This is a genomic window from Nocardia higoensis NBRC 100133 (genome assembly GCF_000308595.1).
GTDB lineage: Bacteria > Actinomycetota > Actinomycetes > Mycobacteriales > Mycobacteriaceae > Nocardia > Nocardia higoensis.
Genome location: NZ_BAGA01000182.1, coordinates 1 through 23335 on the forward strand (window position 1 = coordinate 1; position 23335 = coordinate 23335).

Annotated in this window: 24 protein-coding genes; 9 read left to right on the forward strand and 15 right to left on the reverse strand. The window is 68.6% G+C overall.

All coding sequences use genetic code 11. From position 1 onward, the window contains the following. From ON26_RS29695 to ON26_RS29755, 13 genes are all read right to left on the reverse strand, one after another. A partial coding sequence (locus tag ON26_RS29695) for a hypothetical protein (RefSeq protein WP_040801379.1) occupies positions 1-397 on the reverse strand: 397 nt, incomplete at its 3' end. Positions 398-518: 121 nt separating this feature from the next. After that, a complete protein-coding gene (locus tag ON26_RS29700) occupies positions 519-1670 on the reverse strand; it encodes an acyl-CoA dehydrogenase family protein (RefSeq protein ID WP_040801381.1) in 1152 nt (383 codons plus the stop codon). Between the two features lie 24 nt (positions 1671-1694). Beyond that, entirely contained in the window at positions 1695-2837 is a 1143-nt protein-coding gene (locus ON26_RS29705) for a thiolase family protein (protein WP_040801383.1), read from the reverse strand. Positions 2838-2841: 4 nt separating this feature from the next. Beyond that, positions 2842-3648, reverse strand: coding sequence for an enoyl-CoA hydratase/isomerase family protein (locus ON26_RS29710; protein ID WP_040801491.1), 807 nt, complete (start codon positions 3646-3648; stop codon positions 2842-2844). A gap of 128 nt (positions 3649-3776) precedes the next feature. Next, entirely contained in the window at positions 3777-5090 is a 1314-nt protein-coding gene (locus tag ON26_RS29715; protein WP_083884475.1) for a CaiB/BaiF CoA transferase family protein, read from the reverse strand. After that, positions 5090-5851, reverse strand: a complete 762-nt coding sequence (locus ON26_RS29720) for an SDR family NAD(P)-dependent oxidoreductase (protein ID WP_040801385.1) — start codon at positions 5849-5851, stop codon at positions 5090-5092. The genes ON26_RS29715 and ON26_RS29720 overlap by 1 nt, the downstream gene beginning before the upstream one ends. Further along, positions 5851-7017: an acyl-CoA dehydrogenase family protein gene (locus ON26_RS29725; protein ID WP_040801387.1), complete on the reverse strand. Its 1167-nt coding sequence runs from the start codon at positions 7015-7017 to the stop codon at positions 5851-5853. Before ON26_RS29725 ends, ON26_RS29720 begins: the two co-directional genes overlap by 1 nt. A gap of 193 nt (positions 7018-7210) precedes the next feature. After that, positions 7211-7519 carry a hypothetical protein gene (locus tag ON26_RS29730; RefSeq protein WP_040801389.1) on the reverse strand — a complete coding sequence of 103 codons (309 nt, stop codon included), beginning with the start codon at positions 7517-7519 and terminating at the stop codon, positions 7211-7213. After that, positions 7516-7863 (reverse strand): YidH family protein, encoded by a 348-nt coding sequence (locus ON26_RS29735; RefSeq protein ID WP_040801392.1) that lies wholly within the window; start codon positions 7861-7863, stop codon positions 7516-7518. The genes ON26_RS29730 and ON26_RS29735 overlap by 4 nt, the downstream gene beginning before the upstream one ends. Then, entirely contained in the window at positions 7860-8618 is a 759-nt protein-coding gene (locus tag ON26_RS29740) for an ABC transporter ATP-binding protein (protein ID WP_051027902.1), read from the reverse strand. Before ON26_RS29740 ends, ON26_RS29735 begins: the two co-directional genes overlap by 4 nt. Further along, on the reverse strand, positions 8615-9328 hold the full coding sequence (locus ON26_RS29745; protein ID WP_040801394.1) for an ABC transporter ATP-binding protein: 714 nt from the start codon (positions 9326-9328) through the stop codon (positions 8615-8617). Before ON26_RS29745 ends, ON26_RS29740 begins: the two co-directional genes overlap by 4 nt. Next, the gene (locus ON26_RS29750) at positions 9306-11441 is read right to left on the reverse strand and encodes a branched-chain amino acid ABC transporter permease (RefSeq protein WP_040801396.1); all 2136 of its coding nucleotides are present in this window, start codon (positions 11439-11441) and stop codon (positions 9306-9308) included. Before ON26_RS29750 ends, ON26_RS29745 begins: the two co-directional genes overlap by 23 nt. A gap of 16 nt (positions 11442-11457) precedes the next feature. Further along, the gene (locus ON26_RS29755; RefSeq protein WP_245546119.1) at positions 11458-12831 is read right to left on the reverse strand and encodes an ABC transporter substrate-binding protein; all 1374 of its coding nucleotides are present in this window, start codon (positions 12829-12831) and stop codon (positions 11458-11460) included. Between the two features lie 250 nt (positions 12832-13081). Between ON26_RS29755 and ON26_RS29760 the strand changes: the two genes are divergently transcribed. The 8 genes from ON26_RS29760 (at position 13082) to ON26_RS29795 (ending at position 19362) form a co-directional block, all read left to right on the forward strand. Beyond that, on the forward strand, positions 13082-13600 hold the full coding sequence (locus ON26_RS29760) for a carboxymuconolactone decarboxylase family protein (RefSeq protein WP_040801497.1): 519 nt from the start codon (positions 13082-13084) through the stop codon (positions 13598-13600). A 32-nt stretch (positions 13601-13632) separates the two neighbouring features. Then, positions 13633-14898, forward strand: a complete 1266-nt coding sequence (locus tag ON26_RS29765) for an aromatic ring-hydroxylating oxygenase subunit alpha (protein ID WP_040801400.1) — start codon at positions 13633-13635, stop codon at positions 14896-14898. Continuing rightward, positions 14885-15247 carry a hypothetical protein gene (locus ON26_RS29770; protein WP_051027904.1) on the forward strand — a complete coding sequence of 121 codons (363 nt, stop codon included), beginning with the start codon at positions 14885-14887 and terminating at the stop codon, positions 15245-15247. The genes ON26_RS29765 and ON26_RS29770 overlap by 14 nt, the downstream gene beginning before the upstream one ends. Before the next feature lie 3 nt (positions 15248-15250). Continuing rightward, positions 15251-16468 carry a metal-dependent hydrolase family protein gene (locus ON26_RS29775; RefSeq protein ID WP_040801404.1) on the forward strand — a complete coding sequence of 406 codons (1218 nt, stop codon included), beginning with the start codon at positions 15251-15253 and terminating at the stop codon, positions 16466-16468. Then, complete coding sequence (locus tag ON26_RS29780; RefSeq protein WP_040801406.1) at positions 16455-16871, forward strand: nuclear transport factor 2 family protein; 417 nt, start codon at positions 16455-16457, stop codon at positions 16869-16871. Before ON26_RS29775 ends, ON26_RS29780 begins: the two co-directional genes overlap by 14 nt. Before the next feature lie 3 nt (positions 16872-16874). Further along, positions 16875-17981, forward strand: a complete 1107-nt coding sequence (locus tag ON26_RS29785; protein ID WP_040801408.1) for an acyl-CoA dehydrogenase family protein — start codon at positions 16875-16877, stop codon at positions 17979-17981. Between the two features lie 4 nt (positions 17982-17985). Next, positions 17986-18867: an acyl-CoA dehydrogenase family protein gene (locus tag ON26_RS29790; RefSeq protein ID WP_040801410.1), complete on the forward strand. Its 882-nt coding sequence runs from the start codon at positions 17986-17988 to the stop codon at positions 18865-18867. Positions 18868-19104: 237 nt separating this feature from the next. Then, positions 19105-19362 carry a hypothetical protein gene (locus ON26_RS29795; RefSeq protein WP_040801412.1) on the forward strand — a complete coding sequence of 86 codons (258 nt, stop codon included), beginning with the start codon at positions 19105-19107 and terminating at the stop codon, positions 19360-19362. Between the two features lie 6 nt (positions 19363-19368). Here the strand turns inward: ON26_RS29795 and ON26_RS29800 are convergent, their stop codons facing one another. Then, positions 19369-19710 (reverse strand): hypothetical protein, encoded by a 342-nt coding sequence (locus ON26_RS29800; protein ID WP_157172077.1) that lies wholly within the window; start codon positions 19708-19710, stop codon positions 19369-19371. Positions 19711-19883: 173 nt separating this feature from the next. Then, a complete protein-coding gene (gene leuC / locus ON26_RS29805) occupies positions 19884-21293 on the reverse strand; it encodes a 3-isopropylmalate dehydratase large subunit (protein WP_040801416.1) in 1410 nt (469 codons plus the stop codon). 294 nt (positions 21294-21587) lie between these two features. On the opposite strand from leuC, the gene ON26_RS29810 reads away from it, so the two are divergent. Then, entirely contained in the window at positions 21588-23276 is a 1689-nt protein-coding gene (locus ON26_RS29810; protein ID WP_040801418.1) for a carbon-nitrogen hydrolase family protein, read from the forward strand. Positions 23277-23335: the final 59 nt, after the last annotated feature.

The following is a 23335-nucleotide window of genomic DNA, read 5'->3' on the forward strand; positions in this document are numbered from 1 at the left end:
CGACCCGCGCCTTGCCGCCCGACTCGACGAGGAACTCGACCACCCGGTGTGCGAACTTCTCCGCCCAGGTACGCCCCTCCGAGTACGTGTCGAAACCGAGGCCGAAGAAGACCGCCCGGGTCTCGTTCCCGGCTTCGCGGTAGACGATGTGGATCGTCCGTCCGTTCGTCGTGTCGACGAGGTCGTACCAGAGGGCGGGGTTGTCGTAATCCTGGCGTCGCGCGTCACCCGGGGCGAGTCGTTCGCTCGACCACCGTTCGCCCAGACCGGCCAGCACGGCGTACTTGAACTTCCGATCCATCCACGTGGGCTTTTCGCGCACCGCCCGATGAACCGCCATCGCGATCCGAGCCGTCGGCACATCGGTGATCAAGACGGATCCGACGTTCTCGGCCATCAAATATTCCCCAACTGAGTCGAACTACCCGATGAAGGGATCAGGATAGATGGCGTGCACAGCTTCGGATAGTCCAGTCCCGGCCGGATGAACCGGCCCGTAATGTCAACCAGGACAATGCCTATGAGACGCCGAGGTCCCGGGCGATGATCATCTTCATGACCTCGCTGGTGCCCGCGTAGATGCGCGCCACCCGCGCATCGGTGTAGAGCCGGGCGATCGGATACTCCATCATGTAGCCGTAGCCGCCGAACAGCTGCAGGCAGCGGTCCACGACCCGGGCCTGGGTCTCGGTGCAGAAGAGTTTGACGCGGGCGGCGTCGGGCGCGGACAGGACGCCGTCGATCAGGTCCAGTACCGCGCGGTCGATCATGGTCTGGGCGGCCTCGACCTCCGCGGACATGGCGGCGAGTTCGAATTTGGTGTTCTGGAACGAGGAGACCGGGGTGCCGAAGGCCTTGCGCTGCTTGGTGTAGTCGATGGTGGCGGTGATGGCGGCGCGGGCCTGGGCAACGGAGCCCACGGCGACGGTGAGGCGTTCCTGCGGGAGGTTGTGGCCGAGATAGCCGAAGGCGGCGCCCTCGTCGCCGAGGCGGTTGGCCGACGGGACCCGCACGTCGGTGAAGGACAGTTCCATGGTGTCCTGCACCCTGCAACCCATCTTGTCCAGCATGCGACCGCGCTCGAAGCCGGGCATACCGTCCTCCACGACGAGCAGGGTGAGCCCGGCGCGGCGGTCGGCCGGGTCGGTGCCGGTGCGGGCGACGACGATGACCAGGTCGGCGAGCAGACCGCCGGTGATGAAGGTCTTGGCGCCGTTCAGGACATAGTGGTCGCCGTCGCGGACGGCGGTGGTGCGGATGCCCGCCAGGTCGGAGCCGGTACCGGGTTCGGTCATGGCCACGGCGGTGAGCAGGCGGCCGGCGGCCAAGCCGGGAAACCAGCGTTCGCGTTGCGCGGCGTCGGCGTATTCGAGGAAGTACGGGAGGATGACGTCGAGCTGAGTGCGAACGGTGCCGAGGGTGACCAGGGCGCGGGCGGCCTCCTCCTGGAGGATCACGTTGTAGCGGTAGTCGCGGATGCCCGCTCCCCCGTGCTCCTCGGGCAGGGCGATCCCCAGCATGCCGAGATCGCCCATGGCGGTGAAGACCTCGCGCGGCATCTGCCCGGCCTTCTCCCAGCTGGGATAGTCGGGCACGATCTGCTTCTCGACGAAGTCTCGGACCAGTTCGCGGAAGGCTTCGTGATCGGGGGTGAACAGATCGCGGCGCACGGGGTTTCTCCGATCGGCGGGGTTTCAGAGGAGTTCGACGACCGTCGCGTTGGCGGTGCCGCCGCCCTCGCACATGGTCTGCAGTCCATAACGGATGTGGTTGGCGCGCATGTGGTGGATCATTCGGGTCATGAGGACCGCGCCGGACGCGCCCAGCGGGTGACCGAGGGCGATCGCGCCGCCGAGCGGGTTGAGCCGTGCGGGGTCGGCGCCGGTTTCGGCGAGCCAGGCCAGCGGTACCGGGGCGAAAGCCTCGTTCACCTCGAAGACGCCGATGTCGCCGAGCGTCAAGCCTGCCTTGCGCAGAACCTTTTCGGTGGCCGGAATGGGCCCGGTGAGCATGAGGACGGGGTCCGCTCCTGCCACGGCTCCGGCGCGGTACCGGGCCAACGGGGCCAGGCCGAGTTCGCCGGCCTTCTCCGGGGTGGTGAGCAGGAGTGCGGCCGCGCCGTCGGAGATCTGGGAGGAATTGCCCGCGTGGATCACGCCGTCCTCGCGGAACGCCGGTTTCAGGCCGGCCAGCTTGTCGACGGTCGTGCCGCGCCGGACGCCCTCGTCGGCGACGACGATGCCCGCGCCGGTGTCGACGGGCACGATCTCCTCGGTGAACGCGCCGGCGTCCTGGGCCGCGGCGGCGAGAGTGTGGGAGCGCGCGGAGTACTCGTCGAGACGGGTGCGGTCGAAGCCCCACTTCTGGGCGATGAGTTCGGCGGACAAGCCCTGGTTGAAGGAGAACCCGTCGTATCGGGCGAGCGCTCGCGGACCGTAGGGTGTGCCGCTCGCCCGCGCCGACCCCAGCGGCACCCGGCTCATCGTCTCGACGCCGCCCGCGATCACCACGTCCTGCTGTCCGGACAGCACCGCCTGCGCCGCGAAATCGATCGCCTGCTGACTGGATCCGCACGCGCGGTTCACGGTGGTGCCGGGGATGCTCTCCGGCCAGCCTGCCGCGAGTACCGAGTAGCGGCCGATATTGCTGGACTGGTCGCCGACCTGGGAGACGCAACCCCAGATCACATCGTCCACCACGGCCGGATCCAGGCCGGTCCGCTCGGCCAGCGCGACGAGCACGTGCGCGGACAGATCGGCCGGATGCACCCCGGCGAGTCCGCCGTTGCGCTTGCCGACGGCGGTGCGCACCGCTGCGGCGATGACTACCTCGGGCATGGTGTTATCTCCCGTTCTCGGATGTGGCGGGGCGGATCGGCGGGCGGTGCACGGTCCAGCGGCCGGTGAAGCGCGGCTCACGATGTTCGGCGAAGGCCAGATAGGCTTCCGGCGCGTCCGCGGTGGCCAGGTTGAGTCCCTGTGCACGGGCTTCGGCGGCCAGCGCCTGGCACATCGTGGCGTCGGCGCCCTCGTGCAGGAGCGCCTTGGTCTGGGCCAGCGCGACCGGCGGCCCGGCGGCCAAGCGCGCACCGAGTTCGTCGGTGAAGGCGTCGATCTCGTCGGCCGGGACCACCCAGGTGACCAGGCCGAGGCCGTACGCGTGCGCGGCATCGATGGTCTCCGCGAGCATGGTGAGGCGTTTGGCCTGTTGCATGCCGACCAGCCGGGGCAGCAGCCAGGAACCGCCGAGGTCCATGGTCAGCCCCCGCTTGGTGAACACCTGGGAGAAGGTCGATTCCGGGGTGGCGACGACCAGGTCGCAGCCGAGGGCCAGATTCCAGCCCGCGCCGAACGCCGGTCCGGTCACCTTCGCGATCGTCGGCAGCGGTAGTTCGTGCAGCAGGGTCGCCACGTCGGTGAGCGGGCGCATGCGGTGGATCGGGTGGGAGTTGTCGGGGACCGAGATGTCGGCGCCCGAGCAGAAGGCGCCGCCCGCGCCGGTGAGGACGAGCGCCCGCACCGATCGATCGGCCGCCGCGGAACGCAGGGCTTCGGCCAGCACGATCCAGAGTTCCGCGTCGATCGCGTTGCGGCGGTGCGGGCGGTTCAGCGTCACCGTCCGCACGCCCTCGCGGTCGGCGGTGAGCAGGGTCGGGCCGGCCGCCGGGGTCGTGTCCGGACTACCGGGTGGGCGAGTCGTTTGCGCTCGACCTGATGCGGATCCATCGCCAGAGCCGGGTATTCCGGCGTCGGAACCTCCGGATTCGGCGCCGGCGCTCATGAGGCGGCTCCGGGCGAGGTGAACGAGATCCCCGATGAGGCGGACCTGGTAGCCGACGTCGATGCCGGGCCGCCGACGATCGACGCCGCGCGCAGCGTATCGATTTCATCTGCCGTGCAACCGAACTCGGTCAGGACGGCGTCGGTGTGCTCACCGAGTCCGGGCACCGGCCCCATCGGCGGGTCGTAGCCGCTGATCACCGCGGGCGGTAGAAGTGACGGGATCGGCCCGGCCGGGGTGTCGATCTCGCGCCAGCGGTCGCGTTCGACGAGCTGCGGGTGGGTCAGGACTTCGCTGGGGCGATTGAAGCGGGAGTTGCCGATGCCCGCCGCGTCGGCGACGCGCTGGATCTCGGCGAGATCGTGGCGGGCGCACCAGGCGGCGATGGCCGCGTCGAGCTCGGCGCGGTGGCGGGTGCGGCCGGGGTTGGTACGGAAGCGCTCGTCGGCGGCGAGGTCGGGGCGCCCGAGGATGCCGGTCGCCAGGCGCTGCCACTCGCGGTCGTTGGTGGTGCCGAGGACGACGGTCCCGCCGTCGGCGGTGCGGTAGGCGCCGTAGGGCGCCACGGCGGGCGAACTCATGCCGAGCGGCTGCTGGTCGATGCCGCGGTGGCGGGCGTAGGTCAGGTGGTAGCCCATCATCTCGGCCATCGTGTCGAACAGGCTCACCGCGATCTCGGTGCCCCGCCTGCCCTCCGGTTCCATCCGCGAACGCGATTCCTGCGCAGGCTTCTTGCGCGCATCGCGGCCGTAGAGCGCTGTCACGATGGCCAGCGCCGCGTACAGGCCGGTGGTCACGTCGGCCATCGGCGGGCCGGGCTTGGCGGGAGCCTCGGCGGTGCCGGTCACCGCGCACACTCCGGACTCCGCTTGCACCAGCAGGTCATAGGCGCGTTTGTGCGAGAGCGGACCGCCCCGGCCGAAGCCGTCGATCTCCACCGTGATCAGGTGCGGGTGATCCCGCTCGAGTTCCGGTCCCGACAGGCCGAGGCGCGCGGTCGCACCGGGCGCCAGATTGGATACCAGCACGTCGGCGTCGAGCAACAGCCTGTGCAGCAGTTCCGCGCCCTCGGCGGATTTCACATCCACCGCCACGGATTCCTTGCCGCGATTCACCCAGACGAAGTGCGCGGCCTGGCCGTGGACCACGTCGTCGTAGTGCCGGGCGAAGTCGCCGCCGTCGGGGTGCTCGATCTTGATGACCCGGGCGCCGAAGTCGGCCAGCGTGCGGGTGCACATCGGCGCCGACACCGCCTGTTCCAGGGCGATCACCGTGATGCCGGACAGCGGTCCGCCGGGAACGCGGTCCATCAGATCACCGTGCCGCCGTCCACCGGCAGCACCTGCCCGGTGACGAACGAGGCCGCATCCGAGGCCAGGAACACGAAAGCACCGGCCACCTCCTCGGGCTCGGCCCAGCGGCGCAACAGGATTCGATTCAGCATCTGTTCGGAGAAACGCTCGTTCGTGCGGATGGTCTCGGTCATCGGTGTGGCGGCCAGCGGGGCCAGCGCGTTGACGAGGATGTTCTTGCGCGCCAACTCCTTGGCCAGCGACTTGGTGACGCCCAGGATCGCGGCCTTGGCGGCGGAGTAGTTCACCTGGCCGAGCGTGCCGACCAGGCCCGCGGCGGAGGTGACATTGATGATCCGGCCGCGCCCGTCGGTGGCCAGGTGTGGCAGCGCGGCCTGCGAGCAGTTGATGGTGCCCATGACGTGGATGTCGAAGAGCTTCCGCACGGATTCGGCGGTGGTGTCGGCGAACATGGCCGGCGCGGTGACGCCGGCGTTGTTGACCACGATGTGCACCGTGCCGCCGGTGAGCGCGGCCGTGCGTTCGGCTGCCTCCCCCGCGGCCGCCCGGTCGGTGACGTCGAAGGCGAAGCTCTCGGCGATGCCGCCGTCGCCGGTGATCTTCTCGGCGACGGCCGCGGCGGCATCCCCGTCCCGGTCGGTGACCAGCACCGAGGCGCCCGCGGTGGCCAGCGCCCGGGCGACCGCCGAGCCGATGCCGCCGGCCGCGCCGGTGACCAGGGCCGAGCGGCCGGTGAGATCGAACAGGTCGTTGGCCATCAGTAGCTCCTCGGCAGTCCCAGGGTGTGTGACCCCAGGTAGTTCAGGATCATTTCCTGGCTGACGGGCGCGATCTTCATCACGCGCGCCTCCCGGAAGTAGCGGGCGACGTGGTACTCCTCGGCGTACCCCATGCCGCCGTGGGTCTGCAGCGCACGGTCGGCGGCGGTGAAGCCCGCGTCGGCGCACAGGTATTTGGCCGTATTCGCTTCGCGCCCGGCGGATTTGCCGTTGTCGTAACGCCAGGTGGCCTTGCGCAGCACGAGTTCGGCGGCGTCGAGGCGGGCGAGCGAATCGGCCAGCGGGAACTGGATGCCCTGATTCGAACCGATCGGGCGGTCGAACACGATGCGCTCGTTCGCGTAGCGGACGGCACGATCCAGGGCGACCCGGCCCAGGCCGAGCGCCTCGGCGGCGATCAGCATGCGTTCGGGGTTGAGTCCGTCGAGCAGGTAGCGGAAGCCCTGCCCCTCCTCGCCGACCCGGTCCTCGGCCGGGATGCGCAGGTCGTCGATGAACAGTTCGTTGGAGGTGACCGCATTGCGGCCCATCTTGCGAATGGGGCGGATGTCGATGTGCGCGCGATCGAGGTCGGTGAGGAACAGCGTCATGCCGTCGGTCTTCTTCTCGACCTCGTCATAGGTGCTGGTCCGGGTGAGCAGCAGGATCTTCTCCGACTCCAGCGCCTTGGAGATCCACACCTTGCGGCCGTTGACGACATAGTGGTCGCCGTCGCGGCGGGCGAAGGTGGAGATGCGCGGAGTGTCCAGGCCGGCACCGGGTTCGGTGACGCCGAAGCAGACGTGCAGGTCGCCTGCGGCGATGCGCGGCAGGGTGCGCCGCTTGAGTTCTTCGGAGCCGTACATGACCACCGGATGCATGCCGAAGATGGACATGTGGATGGAGCTGGCGGCGTTCATCCCGCCGCCCGAGCGCGACACCTCCTCGGCCAGCAGGGTCGCCTCGGTGATGCCGAGCCCGTGCCCGCCGTATTCCTCGGGGATGGTGATGCCCAGCCAGCCGCCGCTCGCGATGGCTTCGTAGAATTCCGTGGGGAATTCGTGCGCCTGGTCCTTCTCCAGCCAGTACTGGTCGTCGAATCTGCGGCACAGTTCGGCCACCGATTTGCGGATCAGCTCCTGATCCTCGGTCAGCTCGAAATTCATCCGCCCCTACCTCTCCATGTCCGTCACCCGGCACGCGTTCACGGCTGTGCGCGCCGGGCGCGAAGGGACGACGTCCGGAACTGTCCGGTCGTCGCCTTTCGCGCCCGGCGGCTTCCGGTCGGCGAACGGTGTCGAGTCGTGGCGCCGGCCGTCCCCGGTGTGGCCGTGCCACCGGGGGTCCGTAGCCGCCGCTTCAGTCCGAAGCGGGCAGCGCCTTGGCCGATTTCACGCTCAATCGCTCGTCACCGAGGCGTAGTTCACCGGCGCCGGAGTGAGTGCACAGCAGTTCCACCGTCTCGGCTTCGTCGACATAGCGCTTGCCGATCAAGGTCACCGCGCCGTCGGCGGCGGGCTTGGCCGCCGGGGCCTGGGCGACCGGAACCATCGGCGCGCCACCGCAGGTGAGTTCGGGAGTTTCCCCCGCGGGCGCGCGCACGACGATCACTCTCGTCTCGCACACCGTGCTGGCGAACTGTTCGCCCGTGCGTAGTGATGTGGTCATACCCCGATCTCCTCTCCGGTGACCCGATCGGCGAGCCGATCGATGTCGTAGGACTGTCTGGCGAGCCAGAACCGCAGAAAGTTGGTCAGCGAGTAGCGCAGGAACAGCGCCGCGCCCACCACCGCCAGCGCGATGCCGAGCAGCGCGAGCACGATGGCGTCGCGCTGGGCCAGCGGATCGGTGGTGCCGTGTGACATGAAGTAGGCCAGCAGGGCCAGCACCGGCCCGGCGACCATGAGCGCGATGCCGGTGCGCAACCAGAGCCCGGAACGCCCGGCGGCCGGGTCGGGGATCTTCATGGTCTGCAGTTCGCGGACGAAACGCTCCGCACGGGTCTCGGTCATGTCGCACTTCCTAGGTAGAGGGCTGCCAAATCGTTGCGGATCTCGTCGGGGCGTCCGCTGCGCACGACACGACCCCGCACCAGCACGGCGGCGTGGTCGGCGATGTCGAGCACAGCCGCGGCGAACTGCTCGACCACCAGCACCGCCACGCCCTGACGGGCGATATCGGCCACCGCCTCGTAGAGTTCGGTGACCACCAGCGGGGCCAGGCCCATCGACAGTTCGTCGAGCAGCAGCACCGCGGGGTCGGTGGCCAGACCCCGGGCCAGCGCCAGCATCTGCTGTTCGCCGCCGGACATGGTGCCCGCGACCTGGCTCGCGCGTTTGCCGAGTATCGGGAACCGATCGAAGGCGATGGCCTCGATCTCCGCGCGGGAACGACCGGTGAAGGTCATCATCCAGAGGTTCTCGCGGACGGTGAGGTTGGCGAAGATGCCGCGCCCCTCCGGGATCAGGCACACGCCGGCACGGGCCAGATCGCGTGCCGACGCGCCGGTCACATCACGCCCGCCCAGTTCCAGCGCACCGGAGCTCACCGGGTGGGTCGCCGACACCACGCGCAGGGTCGTGGTCTTGCCGGCGCCGTTCGGGCCGAGCAGCGCCACCACTCGACCGGCCCCGACTTCGAGGTCCACACCGTGCAATACGGTGATCGCGCCATAGCCCGCTCTCACCTCGCGCAATCGGAGCAGCGGTGCCGCCGGCGTGGAAGGCGTCGCCACGGCTGCGTTCCCGGTGATCGTCTGAGCTCTCATACTTCTCCCAAGTAGGCCGCGAGCACCGTCTCGTCGGTACGGATCACCGAGGGCGGGCCGGACGCGATGACCTTGCCCAGGTCGAGCACGAACACCTCGTCGCAGACGTTCATCACCAGGTCCATGTCGTGTTCGACGAGCAGCACCGCGGTGCCCTCGTGCGCCAGGGAACGCAGCAACTCGGCGAAACGCGCTGTCTCGGTGTGGTCCTGGCCTGCGGCGGGCTCGTCGAGCAGCAACAGCCCGGGGCGCGCGGCGATGGCGCGGGCCACCTCGACCAGCCGGGCCAGACCGGTGGGCAGGGTGTCGGTGGTGGAATCGGCGACGGCGTGCAGGTCGAGGCGGTCGATGATGTCGGCGACGATCGCGTCCGCGCGGCGACGCTGCGGGCCGAGTTCGGCGGCGACGCGCAGGTTGTCGCGCACGCTCAACCGGCCGAAGAGTTCGAGCCGCTGGAAGGTGCGGGCGAGCCCACGCTTGGCACGCTTGGTCGGGTTGAGACGGGTCACGTCGCGGCCGTCGAGCACAACCCGGCCGGTTGTCGGCTTGCGCAGTCCGCTGACCACGTCGAACAGCGTCGATTTCCCCGCGCCGTTGGGCCCGATGAGTCCGGTCACCGCCCCGCGTTCGGCGTGCAGACCCGCGCCGTCGAGTGCCCGGTTGCCGCCGAATACGACGGTGACGTCGTCAACGTGTAGCAGTGAGCCCACGATCGAGCACCTCCTCGTCCTCGGGACGCCACGGGGTGCGCACGCCAAGCCACTCCACCGGCACTGGCTCGTCCGCGGTCACCTCCGCCGACTGCGCTCTCGACCGTCGCCCGTGCCCGATCCGCCCGGCCACCGCGGCGATCACCAGGCCGAGGCAGAACCCCCAGCCGTCGATCACGTCGAGCAGCCGCAGCCCCCACAGCGCCAGGGTCACCACGATCAGCACGGGCGCGACCACCCGGTCCCGCAACATCGGCACCCAGCCCTCCCGCAGCGAATGCAATGCGCCGGTGCGCAGTACGCCGCCACCGAACGCGATACCGCCGGCCGCCGGAAGCACCTGCGCCAGGTTGTGCAAGGCGGGCCACAGCGCCGGAATGACGTTCAGCGGACCGGCGAAGACCGCGCCGGTGAACATGCCCGCGCCGACCGAACCCACACCGGCGATGACGACGATGAGGAAGATCGGCAGTCCTGCGACGAAGTTGAACTGCTCGGCGGTCACGGCCTGCAGTTGCATGCCGTAGAGCGCGCCACCCAGTCCGGCGATGGCCGCCGACAGCGCGAACACCAGCACCCGGCCTGCCATCGGATTGCCGCCGAGTGTCGCGTACGCGGCCTCGCTGTCGCGCAGGGCGATCAGGCGACGCCCGAACCGGCTGCGTCGCAACCACACCACGGCGAGACCGGCCAGCGCCAGGCACACCGAGGCGAAGACCGTCACCTCGGCGGTGCTGTCGAGCTGCCGGCCGAACAGGTCGGGCCCGACGAGCGAGACCGAGCCCTGCTCGAACAACGAGATGCGGACACCCAGGATCTCGAAGGAGGGCAGGGTGAAGATCCAGCGATCGAGCACGACCGCGAACGCCGCCGTCGCCAGCGCCATGTACACACCGGACAGGCGCAGGGCGGGCACGGCGATCACCGCGCCGACCGCGCCGGCGATCAACATGGCCACCGGTATCGCCCACCATTGGCCGTCCGGCCCGAGATGGCCGTAGGCCACCGCGCCGACGCCCGCGATGCTCAACTGGCACAGCGAGATCTGACCTGCCAAGCCCACCAGCGGCACGAAGGACAAGCCGATCACACCCCAGGCGAACATGGCGCCGTAGGTGATCAGGTCCGATTCGCTGAGCATGCTCGCCAGCATCAGGCCGACCACCACGATCACCGCCGCGAAGGCCAGCGATCCGCCGCGCGTGGGCAACGGCACCGGGTTCACCTTGGTGTCGCGGCGGCGCAGCCGGCCGTGCGGGAAGATCAGCAGCGCGAGGAACAGCAGCAGCGCGGGCGCGGCCAGCCGCAGACCGGGCAGGTAGTCGTTCTGCGGGAGATAACCGGTCAGGTAACTCTCCAGGCAGCCCACCACGATCGCCCCGACGAACACCATCGGCAGGTTCTTCAGCCGGCCGAAGATCGCCGCGGTGTAGGCGCTGACGATGAGCAGCGAGAGCTGGGCGGCGTCCAGAGCCACCATCGGGGCGATGAGGATGCCGCCGATCGTGGCCAGCTCGATACCCAGGATCCAGGCCACCGTGTCGGCCCGGCGCGGATCGGCGCCGGTGAGCCCGACCAGCGCCTGATCGTCGACGGTCGCGCGCATCTCCACACCGGAGCGCGTGCGGTACAACAGGATTCGCAGTCCGATGGCCACGGCCACCGCCACCGCCATGGTGAGTGCCTGGTGTCCGGTGATGGTCACCGGTCCCAGATCGATCGGCGCGGAATCGGCGAAGAACTTCGGCAGCGCGCGCGCCTTGTTGGGATCCCAGATCCAGCGCGCCATCACGATCAGGCCGCTCAGTATCGCGACGGTCATGACGAGCTTCTCGGCATCGCCCATCTGCTGGGTCGGGGCGAGCGCCTTGGCGAACAGCACGCCGAACACGGGCGCGAAGACCAGCAGGACCACCGCCAGCGCGGGCAGCACCGGCCAGCCCCACCCGATGGTGAACTGCCAGTACACGAACGCCGAGACCATGCCCGCCGCGCCGTGCGCGAAGTTGAACACACCGGTGGTCGTGTACGTCAGCACCAGACCGCTGCCGATCACGGCGTAGATCGCGGCGGTGCTCAGGCCGACGATCCCGAAGGCGAGGAACTGCTCCATCAGCGCGCCCGCCCCGTCATTCCAGGTCGTCGATGGTCTTGCCGACGTCGGCCAGCGTGAGCGGCGCGCCGACCTCGGTGGCGTAGCGGTACGGAGTCACCCCGCAGCGGAACACGCCGTCGGTGGCGCCGAAGTCCACCGCCCGCCAGCCCTCCGGGGTCGCCTTCTGCACGTTGAAGCAGCGCGGCTGATCCGACAGGGGCTTGGACAGATCCACCGGCGCGAGCAGGCCGCCGCCGGTCCACGCCGTCTCCTTCCGCGCGTTCTCGAACACGCACGCGCGGGTCAGCTGATCACCGCAGGCGGTGGCCGACTCGGCGAACAGCACCCACGCCTGGAATGCCTTGAGCGCGGGGAAGGTGATCGCGGCGTCGGGGGCGTAGCGCTCGTAGAGATCGAGCACCTGCTGCACGGCGGGCACCCGGTCGGCGGCGTCGAGGGGAGCGATGCCGCTGAGATCGGCGTAGTTGTTCTGCGCGTTCAGCGAACTCGCGGCCAGCTCGATGAACTCGGGGTTGTAGGCGTTGGCGTTGGCATCGATCCAGTCCAGCTCGTAGTTCATCCCGGTGAGGACTTCTTCGAGCTTGGCCAGACTGCGGAAGTCACCGAAGAAGATCAGGCCGCGCACGTTCTTGGACTTGATCGCCTGCGCGTAGGGAGTCCAGTCGGCGACGCCGGAGGCGGGATAGAGCTCGTCGTAGACGATCTGCGCGCCGGCGGCCCGCAGCGACTCGACCATCTTGGGACCCATCGCCTTGGTCACCGGCGAGTCACCGTTGATGATGCCGATGGCCTGGGCGGAGTCCGGGTGTGCGTCCGTTATCAGCCACTGCTGGAAACCCGTGTACGGGTTGACGTTCTCGGCCGCCGAGGCGCCGACCGCCAGCTGCAGGTCCGAGCCGATATTGGCGATCTGCGCGACCTGACCGGGGAATTCCGGCAGCAGGCACGACAGCCGGTCCTTGACCCCGAGCCCGTCGAGCGCCGAACCGCCGCCGACCAGGAAGAAGTCCTCGCGACAGGCGTCGAGCATGCGCTGACGGACCTCGGTGAGCTTCGAGTCGCGGATCTCGTAGGTCAGGGTGCGCCCGTTGATACCGCCCGCCTCGTTGCACCAGGAGGTGAACACCTTGGCCGCGGCATCGAATTCGGGATTCTTGGTGAAGCCCATGTCGGAGAAGACGCCGACCTGGATCCGGGTGTCGGTGACGCCCTGCGCGGTCGCGCCCTTCGCATCGCCCGGCCCGCAGATGCCGGACAGGTCACCGAAATCGCCGGAGACCGTCGCGGCGGGCCCCGCTTCGGCCTCGGTCGAGCCGCCCTCCCGCCCGCAGCCTGCCACGACCAGCGCGGCAGCCATCAGCGCGACGAGTATTCGCTGAGATCTCACCTGTTCCTCCTCCGCGGCCCGCGCCCGACGCCACCGCTTCACGGAAACTATCCTCTCAGATTCGGAGAATCAATAGCCCACTTTCGTAGAGCAATGTGTCCACGCATCGAAGGTCCGAGGCCACCGGCGTGGCCACCGGTAGCCGGCGTCCGCGCGCATCCGCCCACGTCGTTCTCACGTTGACACTCGCCGCCAGGCGTGAAAATCTATTGTTCAGTTTATGAGAATCAGATTCTCCTAGGAGGTGTCGATGCGGCTGCCACCGCTGCCTGCCGACGAATGGGACGACCGCAGTCGCCAAGCCCTGCGCGCACTGCTGCCGCGCGCCCGCCAGAATCCCGAGGGCGCGGGCCCGGCGATGTCGACGATGGTGCGGCACCCCGATCTCGTCGAGGCGTTCCTGCAATTCGGTGTGTATCTGCTGTTCCGCTCGACCCTGCCGGCCCGGCTGCGCGAACTGGCGGTGCTGCGGGTGGCCCATCGCGCACACTGCGCCTACGAGTGGGAGCACCATCTCGAGATCGCCGAGCAATCCGGGCTCGACGCCGACGACATCACCGCCATCCGGCTCGGCCGCAGCACGGACCCCTTCGATCAGACGGTGCTCACCGCCGTCGACGAACTCGCCGAACACACCACCTTGACCGATGCCACCTGGGCCGCGTTGCGCGAACACCTCGACGAGCGGCAGGCGATGGACTTCGTCTTCACCGTCGGCGGCTACACCACCATGGCCATGGCCTTCAACACCTTCGGCGTCAAGCCCTAGGCCGCAGGCCACTCAGCACGAAAGGTACTGCCTTGCCCCACTTCGCCAAACCAGCCGCGGGTAGCTGGACGCAGAACTACCCGGAACTGGGCACCGATCCGGTCGACTACACCGATTCCATCGACCCGGCCTTCTACGAGGACGAACGCAACGCGATCTTCCGCAAGAGCTGGCTCAATGTCGGCCGGGTGAACAAGCTGCCCAAGACCGGCAGCTACTTCACCAAAGAGCTGGCCTGCGTGGGCACCTCGCTCATCATCGTCAAAGACAAGGCAGGCGTGGTCCGCGCCTTCCACAACATCTGCCGTCACCGCGGCAACAAGCTCGTCTGGGACGACTTCCCCAACGAGGAGACCGCGGGTACCTGCAGGCAGTTCACCTGCAAGTACCACGCCTGGCGCTACGGCCTGGAAGGCGACCTGACCTTCGTCCAGCAGGAGGGTGAGTTCTTCGACCTGGACAAGAGCAAGTTCGGTCTCAAGCCGGTGCGCTGTGAGCTCTGGGAAGGCTTCATCTTCGTCAACCTCGACGACAACGCCAAGCCGCTGACCGAGTACCTGGGTCCGATGATGAAGGGCCTCGAGGGCTATCCCTTCGCCGAGATGAGCGAGGTCTACAGCTACCGGGCCGAGATCGGCTCGAACTGGAAGCTGTTCATCGACGCCTTCGCCGAGTTCTATCACGCGCCGGTGCTGCACCAGAAGCAGGCGGTCAAGGACGAGGCCGACAAACTCGCCGGTTACGGCTTCGAGGCGCTGCACTACGAGATCGCCGCACCGCATTCGATGGTGTCCTCCTGGGGCGGTATGGCCCCGCCGAGGGACCCGATGATGGTCAAGCCGCTCGAGCGCGAGCTGCGCAGTGGCCTGTTCGGCCCGTGGGACCGTCCCGACATCGAAGGGCTCGACCCACTGCCGCCCGGCCTCAATCCCGCGGGCCACAAGGCCTGGGGCGTGGACGAATTCGAGATCTTCCCGAACTTCTCGCTGCTGTTCTGGGCGCCCGGCTGGTTCCTGACCTACCACTACTGGCCGACGGCCGTGGACCGCCACATCTTCGAGGCGAACCTGTACTTCGTGCCCGCGCGCACTGCCCGCGAGCGGCTCGCCCAGGAACTGGCCGCGGTGACCTTCAAGGAGTACGCGCTCCAGGACGCGAACACCCTCGAGGCAACCCAGACCATGATCGCGACCCGGGAGATCACCGACTTCCCGCTCAACGATCAGGAGATCCTGCTCCGCCACCTGCACAAGACCGCCCAGAAGATCGTCGAGGAGTACCGCGATGGCAACAACTGACCAGTCCCGGCCCGACCAGTCCAAGCCGTTGCCGGCCGAGTTCGCCGATCTGCAGAAGTTCGCCGGCTGGATCCTGGCCACCGAGCCCGAGCGCTACGCCAAGCGGCTGGCCTCGTCGATGGACGAGATGCAGGAGTTGTACGACACGGTCTTCCCGCGGTTGCAGGCGGCGCTGGACTTCATCGACAGCAAGTACGACTGGAACGATCTGCCCGACGAGGGCCGTCACCTGTTCCACCTGCTCCAGTCGCTGGTGATGGTGTCCTTCCCGATCGAGGTGTGGAAACAGGCGCGGGTACCCGATTCCGGCGCGGCATATCTCGATGTCGTTCGCGAACCGGTGGTCTGAGCGATGTCGGCGCTGACGCTGCGGGCGGCCGGGCTGCTCGATGTCGACTCCGGCGAGATCGAGCGGCCGGGCGTCCTGCGGATCGACGGCGACCGCATCGTCGGCGTCGGCGGCCCGGTGGAGGGGGAAGTCGTCGATCTGGGCGATGTGGTCCTGCTGCCGGGGCTGATGGACATGGAGGTCAACCTCCTGATGGGCGGGCGCGGGGAGACCGGGCTCGCCTCCAGCGTGACCGATGATCCGGCGCTGCGGGTGCTGCGCGCGGTCGGCAATGCCCGCCGCACGCTGCGCGCCGGATTCACCACTGTGCGCAACCTCGGCCTGTTCGTGAAGACGGGTGGCTACCTGCTCGACGTGGCGCTCGGCAAGGCCATCGACGCCGGGTGGATCGAGGGTCCGCGCATCGTGCCCGCCGGCCACGCCATCACGCCCACCGGCGGGCACCTGGACCCGACCATGTTCTCGGCCTTCGCGCCCGACGTGCTGAAGCTGACCCTCGAGGAGGGCATCGCCAACGGCGTGGACGAGGTCCGCAAAGCCGTGCGCTACCAGATCAAGCACGGCGCTCAGCTGATCAAGATCTGCGTCTCCGGCGGTGTCATGTCCCTCACGGGAGCGCCGGGCGCACAACATTATTCGGACGAGGAACTGCGCGCCATCGTCGACGAGGCGCACCGGCGCGGGCTCAAGGTCGCCGCCCACACCCACGGCGCCGAAGCCGTCGCGCACGCCGTCGCGGCCGGCATCGACTGCATCGAGCACGGCTTCCTCATCGACGACGCCGCCATCGACCTGATGGTCGAGAACGGCACCTGGCTGGTGCCGACCACCCGGCTGGCCGACGCGATGGACGTCTCCAAAGCCGATCCGGCCCTGCAGGCCAAGGCGGCCCTCATGTTCCCCAAGGCTCGCACCTCCGTGCTCGCCGCGTACAAAGCGGGCGTGAAGATCGCCGTCGGCACCGACGCGCCCGCCATCCCGCACGGCCGCAATGCCGACGAACTCGTCGCGCTGGTCGAACGCGGATTGCCGCCGGTGGACGTGTTGCGCGCGGCCACGATTCGCGGCGCGGAACTCATCGGCGTCACCGACCGCGGCCGCCTGGCCGAAGGTCAGCTCGCCGATGTCATCGCCGTCCCCGGTGACCCGCTCGACGACATCACGGTGACCAGGGATGTGCGCTTCGTGATGAAAGGCGGAAAAATCCATGTCCAGAAGTGACGACCTGCTCGAGATCCAGCAGGTGCTGGCCCGCTACGCGGTGACCATCACCCAGGGCGACATCAAGGGCCTGATCGCGGTGTTCACCCCCGACGGCACCTACAGCGCCTTCGGCGACACCTACACCCTCGACGTCTTCCCCGATCTGGTCGCCGCCGCCCCGAAAGGGCTGTTCCTCACCGGCATCCCGGTACTGGAGATCGACGGCGACACCGCCACCGGCACCCAGCCGCTGTGCTTCGTCGAGCACAGCACCCACGACATGCGTATCGGCTACTACACCGACACCCTCGAGCGCACTCCCGACGGCTGGCGGCTGAAGACCCGCCGGATGACTTTCATCCGCCGCAACGGCGACCACGATTCGGGCATCCCGCACGCCTTCGAGCGCTCCGAGGCGTGAGCCGTGACCGCTCGCACCGTCGGAGATATCGCCGCCTTCCGGTCGAAGCTGTGCGCCTGGCTCGACGAGCACGACCTCTCCCCCGGCCCGGACCACTCTCTGGACGGCCAGGTCGAACAACTGCTCCGGGTCCGGCGCGCACTCTTCGACGCCGACTGGATGCGCTACGGCTGGCCCGCACAGGTCGGCGGCCTGGGCGGGCCTGCCGCTCTGCGCGCCGTTCTCGGTGAGGAGATCGCCTCCCGCGACCTCGCCGAGCCCGGCATCTGGTCCATGATCGAGGTACTCGCCCCGACCATGATCGCCTACGCCCGCCCCGAACTCGCCGCCGATATGGTCCCCCGGCTGCTCTCCGGCAGTGAGCAGTGGTGCCAGGGCTTCTCCGAACCCGGCTCCGGCAGCGACCTGGCCTCACTGCGCACGAAAGCCACTCCGCACGGCGCGGATTGGCTGATCTCCGGCCAGAAGGTGTGGACCAGCCTGGCCCAGTATGCCGCCCGCTGCGTATTGCTGACCCGCACCGGCCCCGGTCACGACGGCATCACCGCCTTCTTCGTCGACATGGATTCCCCCGGCATCATCGTGCGCCCGTTGCGCACCATGCACGGCGTGGACGAGTTCGCCGAGGTCTTCTTCGACGACGTCGTCGTTCCCGCCGACCGCATGCTCGGCAATCCCGGCGACGGCTGGCGCCTGGCGATGGATCTGCTCCCCTACGAGCGCTCCACCTGCTTCTGGCATCGCATCGCCTACCTGTTCACCCGGTTCGACCAACTGCTCGCGGCCACCACCGACGCCTCCGATGCCGAACTCGGCGTGGCATACCTGGCCCTGCACACCGTGCGCTGCCGCTCCCACGCCACCCAGCGACGGCTGGGCGCGGGCGAACGCCTGGGCCCGGAGACCTCCGTCGACAAGGTGCTGCTCGCCGAAGCCGAACAACGCCTCTTCGACACCGCCCGCGACGTACTGCCCGGGGTGGTCGAACTCGACGACTCCCCCTGGCGCACCGAGTTCCTCTATTCCCGCGCGGCGACCATCTACGGCGGCACCGCCGAGATCCAGCGCAATATCATCGCCCGCCGCCTGCTCGACCTCGGCAAGGAGTGACCCTATGGCCGACCCCGCCCAGAGCGGTTCCCTTCTCGATGCCGCCGAACTGCGACTGCTCGCCGACGCCATCCGCACGGCCATGACCGCCGCGAGCGGCAACGAACTCGATCGCGCGCTGGCCGATCTCGGCTGGGCCGAGATGTTGGCCGACAGCCCGGAAGTCGCGATTCCCACCGTCTTCCGGCTTCTCGGCGAGACCGGTGCGCACGCGTCGGTGCTCGTAGACGTCCTACGCACCGCCGATCCCACCCTCCCACCGGACGTGCCGTTGCCCTTCGCGGGTGGCCGGTGGGTGATCTGGGATCGTTCCGTAACCGGGCCGGAGAGGCCGTCGCAACCCGCCTCGCGCGCGGCCCACCGTGCCGCTCTCCTCGACGAGGAACTTCCGCTACGCCCGATCCGCCTGGGCGGACCCGACGGCGAACACCTCGGCCGGATCAGCGCGACATCTTCGGCAGCCGGTCGACGTGCGCTCGGCTGGTGGCTGCTCGGCTCCGGACACGCCATGCTGTCGCTCGCGCGCACCCACGCCCTCGAACGCGTCCAGTTCGGCCGCCCGCTCGCCTCCTTCCAGGCCGTGCGTCACCGCCTTGCCGAGACCCTGGTGGCCCTCGACGGCGCCGAAGCCGCGCTCGCCCACGCCGACGACGAATTCGGCGCTCTGCTCGCCAAAGCAGCCACCGGCCGCGCGGCGACCACCGCGGCACGCCACTGTCAGCAGGTACTCGGCGGAATCGGCTTCACCGCCGAACACGAGTTGCACCGGCATGTGCGGCGGGCGCTCGTCCTCGACGGTCTGCTCGGCAGCACGCGCGAGCTCGTCCGCGAGATCGGAAACGAGGTGCGCAACCGGGGGGAAGCACCACGCGGGGCGAACCTCTGACTTTCGCCGCGGGAGCTCAGGACCATCCGAGAACCGTCCGAGGACTATGGAATCCACATCTCGAGCTGCTCGGAACATTCCCTCCGACGATCGAGACGAGTTCGGAGCCGCGGTGATTCAATGCATTCGACGGTGGAATCGATCCGGAACCCACGGTCGGCGGCGAAAGGTTCACTGTGGCAACGCAAGCACTGCACACGGCACTGGGAATGTGCTCTGTAGCGAAGGAAGCGGCCCGTGCCGGCTTGGATCGAACGGTTCCGTACCGACCGCCTCGCCGCCGCGGGCATCGACGCCGACTTCGAACGCACCTGGATGCTGTATCGCGCCGCCATCACCGAACTCCTGCTCGCCGCGGTATGCACGGCCGAGGCCGGAGACCGGATGCAGCCCCGTGACGTCTCCCGGGTGGGCGTCGAGCGCGCCGTCGCCGGCGTGACCGCGCACGACAGCTTCGACGTGCTCGACGCCCTCATAGCCGAGACACCCGGATAGTGCCGCTCATCGTCCCGGAGTGACCATCACGCTCACACCGGGCGGAGTGAGGAGCGGCTCGTCGACGACGATGGTCAGCGTGGAGCCGGGTGTGCGCGCCGCCGCGGCGGCGGCACGAGAAATGGCCTCGCCGAGCAGCGCTTTGGCTTGCGGTGTGTAGTTCGGCGGCAGCGCACCCAGCAGCGGGCCGAGATTCATAGTGGTGATCGTCTGGGCTTCGGCCGGGGTCAACTCGATGCTCACAGCACCGGCCGATGGTGTCACCGAGAGCGCCGCGGCCTGCCCGCTGCCGAGCAGGAGCAGCCCGATCGATGCGGGGGCGGCAAGGAGCGCAATAGGTACTCGCACGGAGATTCCTTCCAGAGTTCTTTCGGAGACGCTGATTCCAGAGACGTTGTTCTCGAAGGAGCCGTCCACGTCGACGCTGATATCTGTTCGACGGACAGCGCCACTTCGGATGGCTCCGACAGGGAATCGATCACGACACCGTCCGCGACGGAAGATGACTACGGGCGCCGAGATCAGTCGAGATCGTCCGGCGCACTGAACCGGCCGCGCACCGCGGTCGCGGCGGCGACGGCCGGGGACACCAGATGGGTGCGCGCGCCCGGCCCCTGCCTGCCTTCGAAGTTGCGGTTCGAGGTGGAGGCGCAGCGCTGGGCGCCTGCCATCTTGTCCGGGTTCATGCCCAGGCACATCGAGCAGCCCGCATGACGCCACTGGGCGCCGAACCGTTCGAACACCTCCCCCAGCCCCTCGGCCTCGGCTTCCCGACGCACCCGCGCCGATCCCGGCACGATCATCACCTCGACACTGTCGGCCTTATGCCGACCCCGCATGACGGCGGCCGCCGCACGGAGGTCCTCGATGCGAGAGTTGGTGCAGGAACCGATGAACACGACGTCGACCGGGATGTCCCGGAGCGGGGTGCCGGGAGTCAGGTCCATGTATTCGAGAGCGCGGTGTGCGGCGGCGCGGGCGCCGGAGTCGGGGAAGTCGGTGGGCGCGGGGACCCGGTCGTGGATCGGGATGCTCTGGCCGGGGTTGGTTCCCCAGGTCACCAGCGGGGCCAGCTCGGCCGCGTCGATATGGACTTCGGTGTCGAACCGGGCGCCGGGATCGCTGTGCAGTGTCCGCCAGTAGGTGACGGCCGCGTCCCAGTCGGCGCCGGCCGGGGCGTGCGGCCTGCCTTCGACATAGGCGAAGGTCTTCTCGTCCGGTGCGATCAGGCCCGCGCGGGCGCCGGTCTCGGCGGACATATTGCAGACGGTCATCCGGCCTTCCATCGACAGTGACCGGATGGCCGAGCCTCGGTATTCGAGGATGTGCCCCTGCGCACCGGTGACTCCGATCCTGGCGACGATTCCCAGGATGACGTCCTTGGCGGTGACTCCCGGGGCGAGTTCGCCCTCGACCGTCACAGCCATCGTGCGCGGCCTGGCCAGCGAAAGAGTCTGGGTGGCAAGCACGTGCTCGACCTCGCTGGTGCCGATGCCGATCGCGAGTGCGCCGAAGGCGCCGTGGGTGGAGGTGTGCGAATCCCCGCAGGCGAGGGTGAGGCCGGGCATGGTCAGGCCCATCTCCGGTCCCACCACGTGGACGATCCCCTGGCCGGAGTCACCGAGCGGCATGTGCCGGATGCCGAACTCGGCGCAGTTGCGCCGCAACTGCTCGATCTGGAGACGGCTGATCGGGTCCTCGATCGGCCGGTCCGGTCCGGTGGTGGGGACATTGTGGTCTTCGGTCGCGAGGGTCAGGTCGGGGCGGCGGACGGGCAGACCGCTCTGCCGCAGTCCCTCGAAGGCCTGAGCGCTCGACACCTCGTGCACCAGATGCAGATCCACGTAGAGGAGGTCGGGCCCGCCGCCGTTCCCTGCGGCGACGACGTGCTCGTCCCAGATCTTCTCGGCCAGCGTGCGTGGGGGGGTCATTTGCACCTCGAGTCGGATAGCGGTTCTGGCGGCCAGATTTTTGCACTATGCAATAGGAGGATTCGACATTACGCAACCAGGTCGCCAGACCTTGCCGGCCGGTTACCGAATGTTAACTGGCCACCCGAATGTTTCCGCCGTGATAACAACGAATTGCCCCGTTGACTCGTGACCTATCACACCATAGGCTCACCTCGATTGCACAAGACGAAAGAGTCTTTTGCACATAGTAGTAACGGAGTCCTTGTGATAACGGCTCGACTTCATCCTCAGGGAACGCCGACCACGATTCGTGTGGCTGCAGCGCAGTTCTTCTCCGGTGAGGACGTTTCCGCGAATCTCGCGACGGTCGTCGACTACATCGAGCAGGCCGCCCGCGCGGGTGTCGAACTGCTCGTCACCCCGGAGAACTCCAACCGGGTGCGGACCTACGTCGACCGGGAACAGGCCTGGGCACAGTGCGAAACGCTCGACGGCGAGTTCGTCAGCGGAATCCGGTCCGCGGCACGCGAGTTCGGCGTGATGGTCGCCGTCGGTGTGGATCTGCGCGGTGCGCAGGCCCCCGATGTGCACATCGGTCAGATCCTGGTGGATTCCACCGGCGAGATCCTGCACGTCCACCACAAGACGGTCTTCTGGGACTACGAATACACGCTGTTCACACCGGGTTCCAAGCCGTTGGAGGTCGTTTCGACGCGGCTCGGCCGTATCGGGCAGCTGTCCTGCGCCGACGGCATCGTTCCCGAGGTGCCCCGGGTACTCGCCCTGAGCGGTGCGCAGATCCTGGTCAACTCGCTGAACTCCCGCGGCCCCGACGAGATGCGGGTGCACGAACCGTTGCGCGCCATCGAGAACCACGTCTGGCACATCGCGGCCAACACCGTCGGCGGCCCGGCGGACGGCTACCCCTGGACCGGTGGTTCGCAGATCGTGAGCCCCACCGGGGAGATCCTGGCCAACGCGGGAGAAACCGCCGAGGGCATGGTGTGGGCGGACATCACCCCCGCCACCGCGCACCCCAAGGTGCTCGCGGGGATCGGCGCGCTCGACGACTTCCGGCGCCCCGACCTCTACGGCGAACTCCTGGCCCCCATCGAATCCCACGCCGCCGCCGCGATGTACGGACCGGTCGAAGCGGGGACGCCCGCGCGCCCGCTGACCGTCGCCACCCTGCAGACCTCCTGGTACCACGCCACCTCGTGGACCCTCACCCGGGTGCGCACGCAGGTGGAGTACGCCGCCGCACGCGGCGTGCGCCTCGGCGTGTTCCCCGAACTGTTCATCCATCGGCCGGGCGAGGTCGCGGCGAATCCCGCTGCCGCGGCGGCACTCTCGGCGCAGGCTCTCGATGTGCTCCGCACGGCCGCCGCCGCGCACGGAGTCTGGGTGGTGGCGAGTCTGGTCGAGCACGACGCGGGCCGGTACTTCCATACCGCATACCTGGTGGACGACGCCGGACAGATCGCCGCGACCTACCGCAAAGCGCATCTGAATGCCGAGGAGCGGGGATGGGCGAGCGCCGGAGACGATCTCGTCGTCGCCGAAACCCCCTTCGGCCGGCTCGGTCTCATGATCGGCGACGAGGTGTGGCTGCCCGAAGTGGCGCGCATCCTCACGCTGCGCGGCGCCGAAGTCATCGCGCACCCCGTCTCCTGGGATCGCCTCGAAGCCGCCACCCAGGCCGCGGTGGAACGGACCGAGGAGAACCGCACCCACCTGATCTCCTGCGCCCGCACCGACAATCCCGCGGGATTCGGCAGCCAGATCGTGCTCGCCGACCGGTTCCTGCCCGGACAGCCGGTCGCCCTGATGCGTTTCCCCACCGCGATCTGGTCGCGGACCGGGTTCGAGGAGGACATCATCCAGACCATCGACCTCGTCGACTCCCATTCCAAAGTCCAGGGCTATCACCTGGATCCGCTCGCGACCCGTCAGCCCGCGCTGTACGAGTCGTTCACAGGGCTGTTCGCCTCGACCGATTGACCCCTGTCCACCCGAACCGGCTACGGCACAAGGTTGTCGGGCCGGCGCCTCTCATACCG

Excerpts from the sequence above, each read along its gene's own strand:
- ON26_RS29750 (WP_040801396.1), bottom strand. The coding sequence starts at position 11,441 with ATGGAGCAGTTCCTCGCCTTCGGGATCGTCGGCCTGAGCACCGCCGCG.
- ON26_RS29725 (WP_040801387.1), bottom strand. The coding sequence starts at position 7,017 with ATGAATTTCGAGCTGACCGAGGATCAGGAGCTGATCCGCAAATCGGTG.
- ON26_RS29760 (WP_040801497.1), top strand. The coding sequence starts at position 13,082 with ATGCGGCTGCCACCGCTGCCTGCCGACGAATGGGACGACCGCAGTCGC.
- ON26_RS29780 (WP_040801406.1), top strand. The coding sequence starts at position 16,455 with ATGTCCAGAAGTGACGACCTGCTCGAGATCCAGCAGGTGCTGGCCCGC.
- ON26_RS29730 (WP_040801389.1), bottom strand. The coding sequence starts at position 7,519 with ATGACCACATCACTACGCACGGGCGAACAGTTCGCCAGCACGGTGTGC.
- ON26_RS29720 (WP_040801385.1), bottom strand. The coding sequence starts at position 5,851 with ATGGCCAACGACCTGTTCGATCTCACCGGCCGCTCGGCCCTGGTCACC.
- ON26_RS29735 (WP_040801392.1), bottom strand. The coding sequence starts at position 7,863 with ATGACCGAGACCCGTGCGGAGCGTTTCGTCCGCGAACTGCAGACCATG.
- ON26_RS29740 (WP_051027902.1), bottom strand. The coding sequence starts at position 8,618 with ATGAGAGCTCAGACGATCACCGGGAACGCAGCCGTGGCGACGCCTTCC.
- leuC (WP_040801416.1), bottom strand. The coding sequence starts at position 21,293 with ATGACCCCCCCACGCACGCTGGCCGAGAAGATCTGGGACGAGCACGTC.
- ON26_RS29790 (WP_040801410.1), top strand. The coding sequence starts at position 17,986 with ATGGCCGACCCCGCCCAGAGCGGTTCCCTTCTCGATGCCGCCGAACTG.
- ON26_RS29775 (WP_040801404.1), top strand. The coding sequence starts at position 15,251 with ATGTCGGCGCTGACGCTGCGGGCGGCCGGGCTGCTCGATGTCGACTCC.
- ON26_RS29715 (WP_083884475.1), bottom strand. The coding sequence starts at position 5,090 with ATGGACCGCGTTCCCGGCGGACCGCTGTCCGGCATCACGGTGATCGCC.
- ON26_RS29770 (WP_051027904.1), top strand. The coding sequence starts at position 14,885 with ATGGCAACAACTGACCAGTCCCGGCCCGACCAGTCCAAGCCGTTGCCG.
- ON26_RS29705 (WP_040801383.1), bottom strand. The coding sequence starts at position 2,837 with ATGCCCGAGGTAGTCATCGCCGCAGCGGTGCGCACCGCCGTCGGCAAG.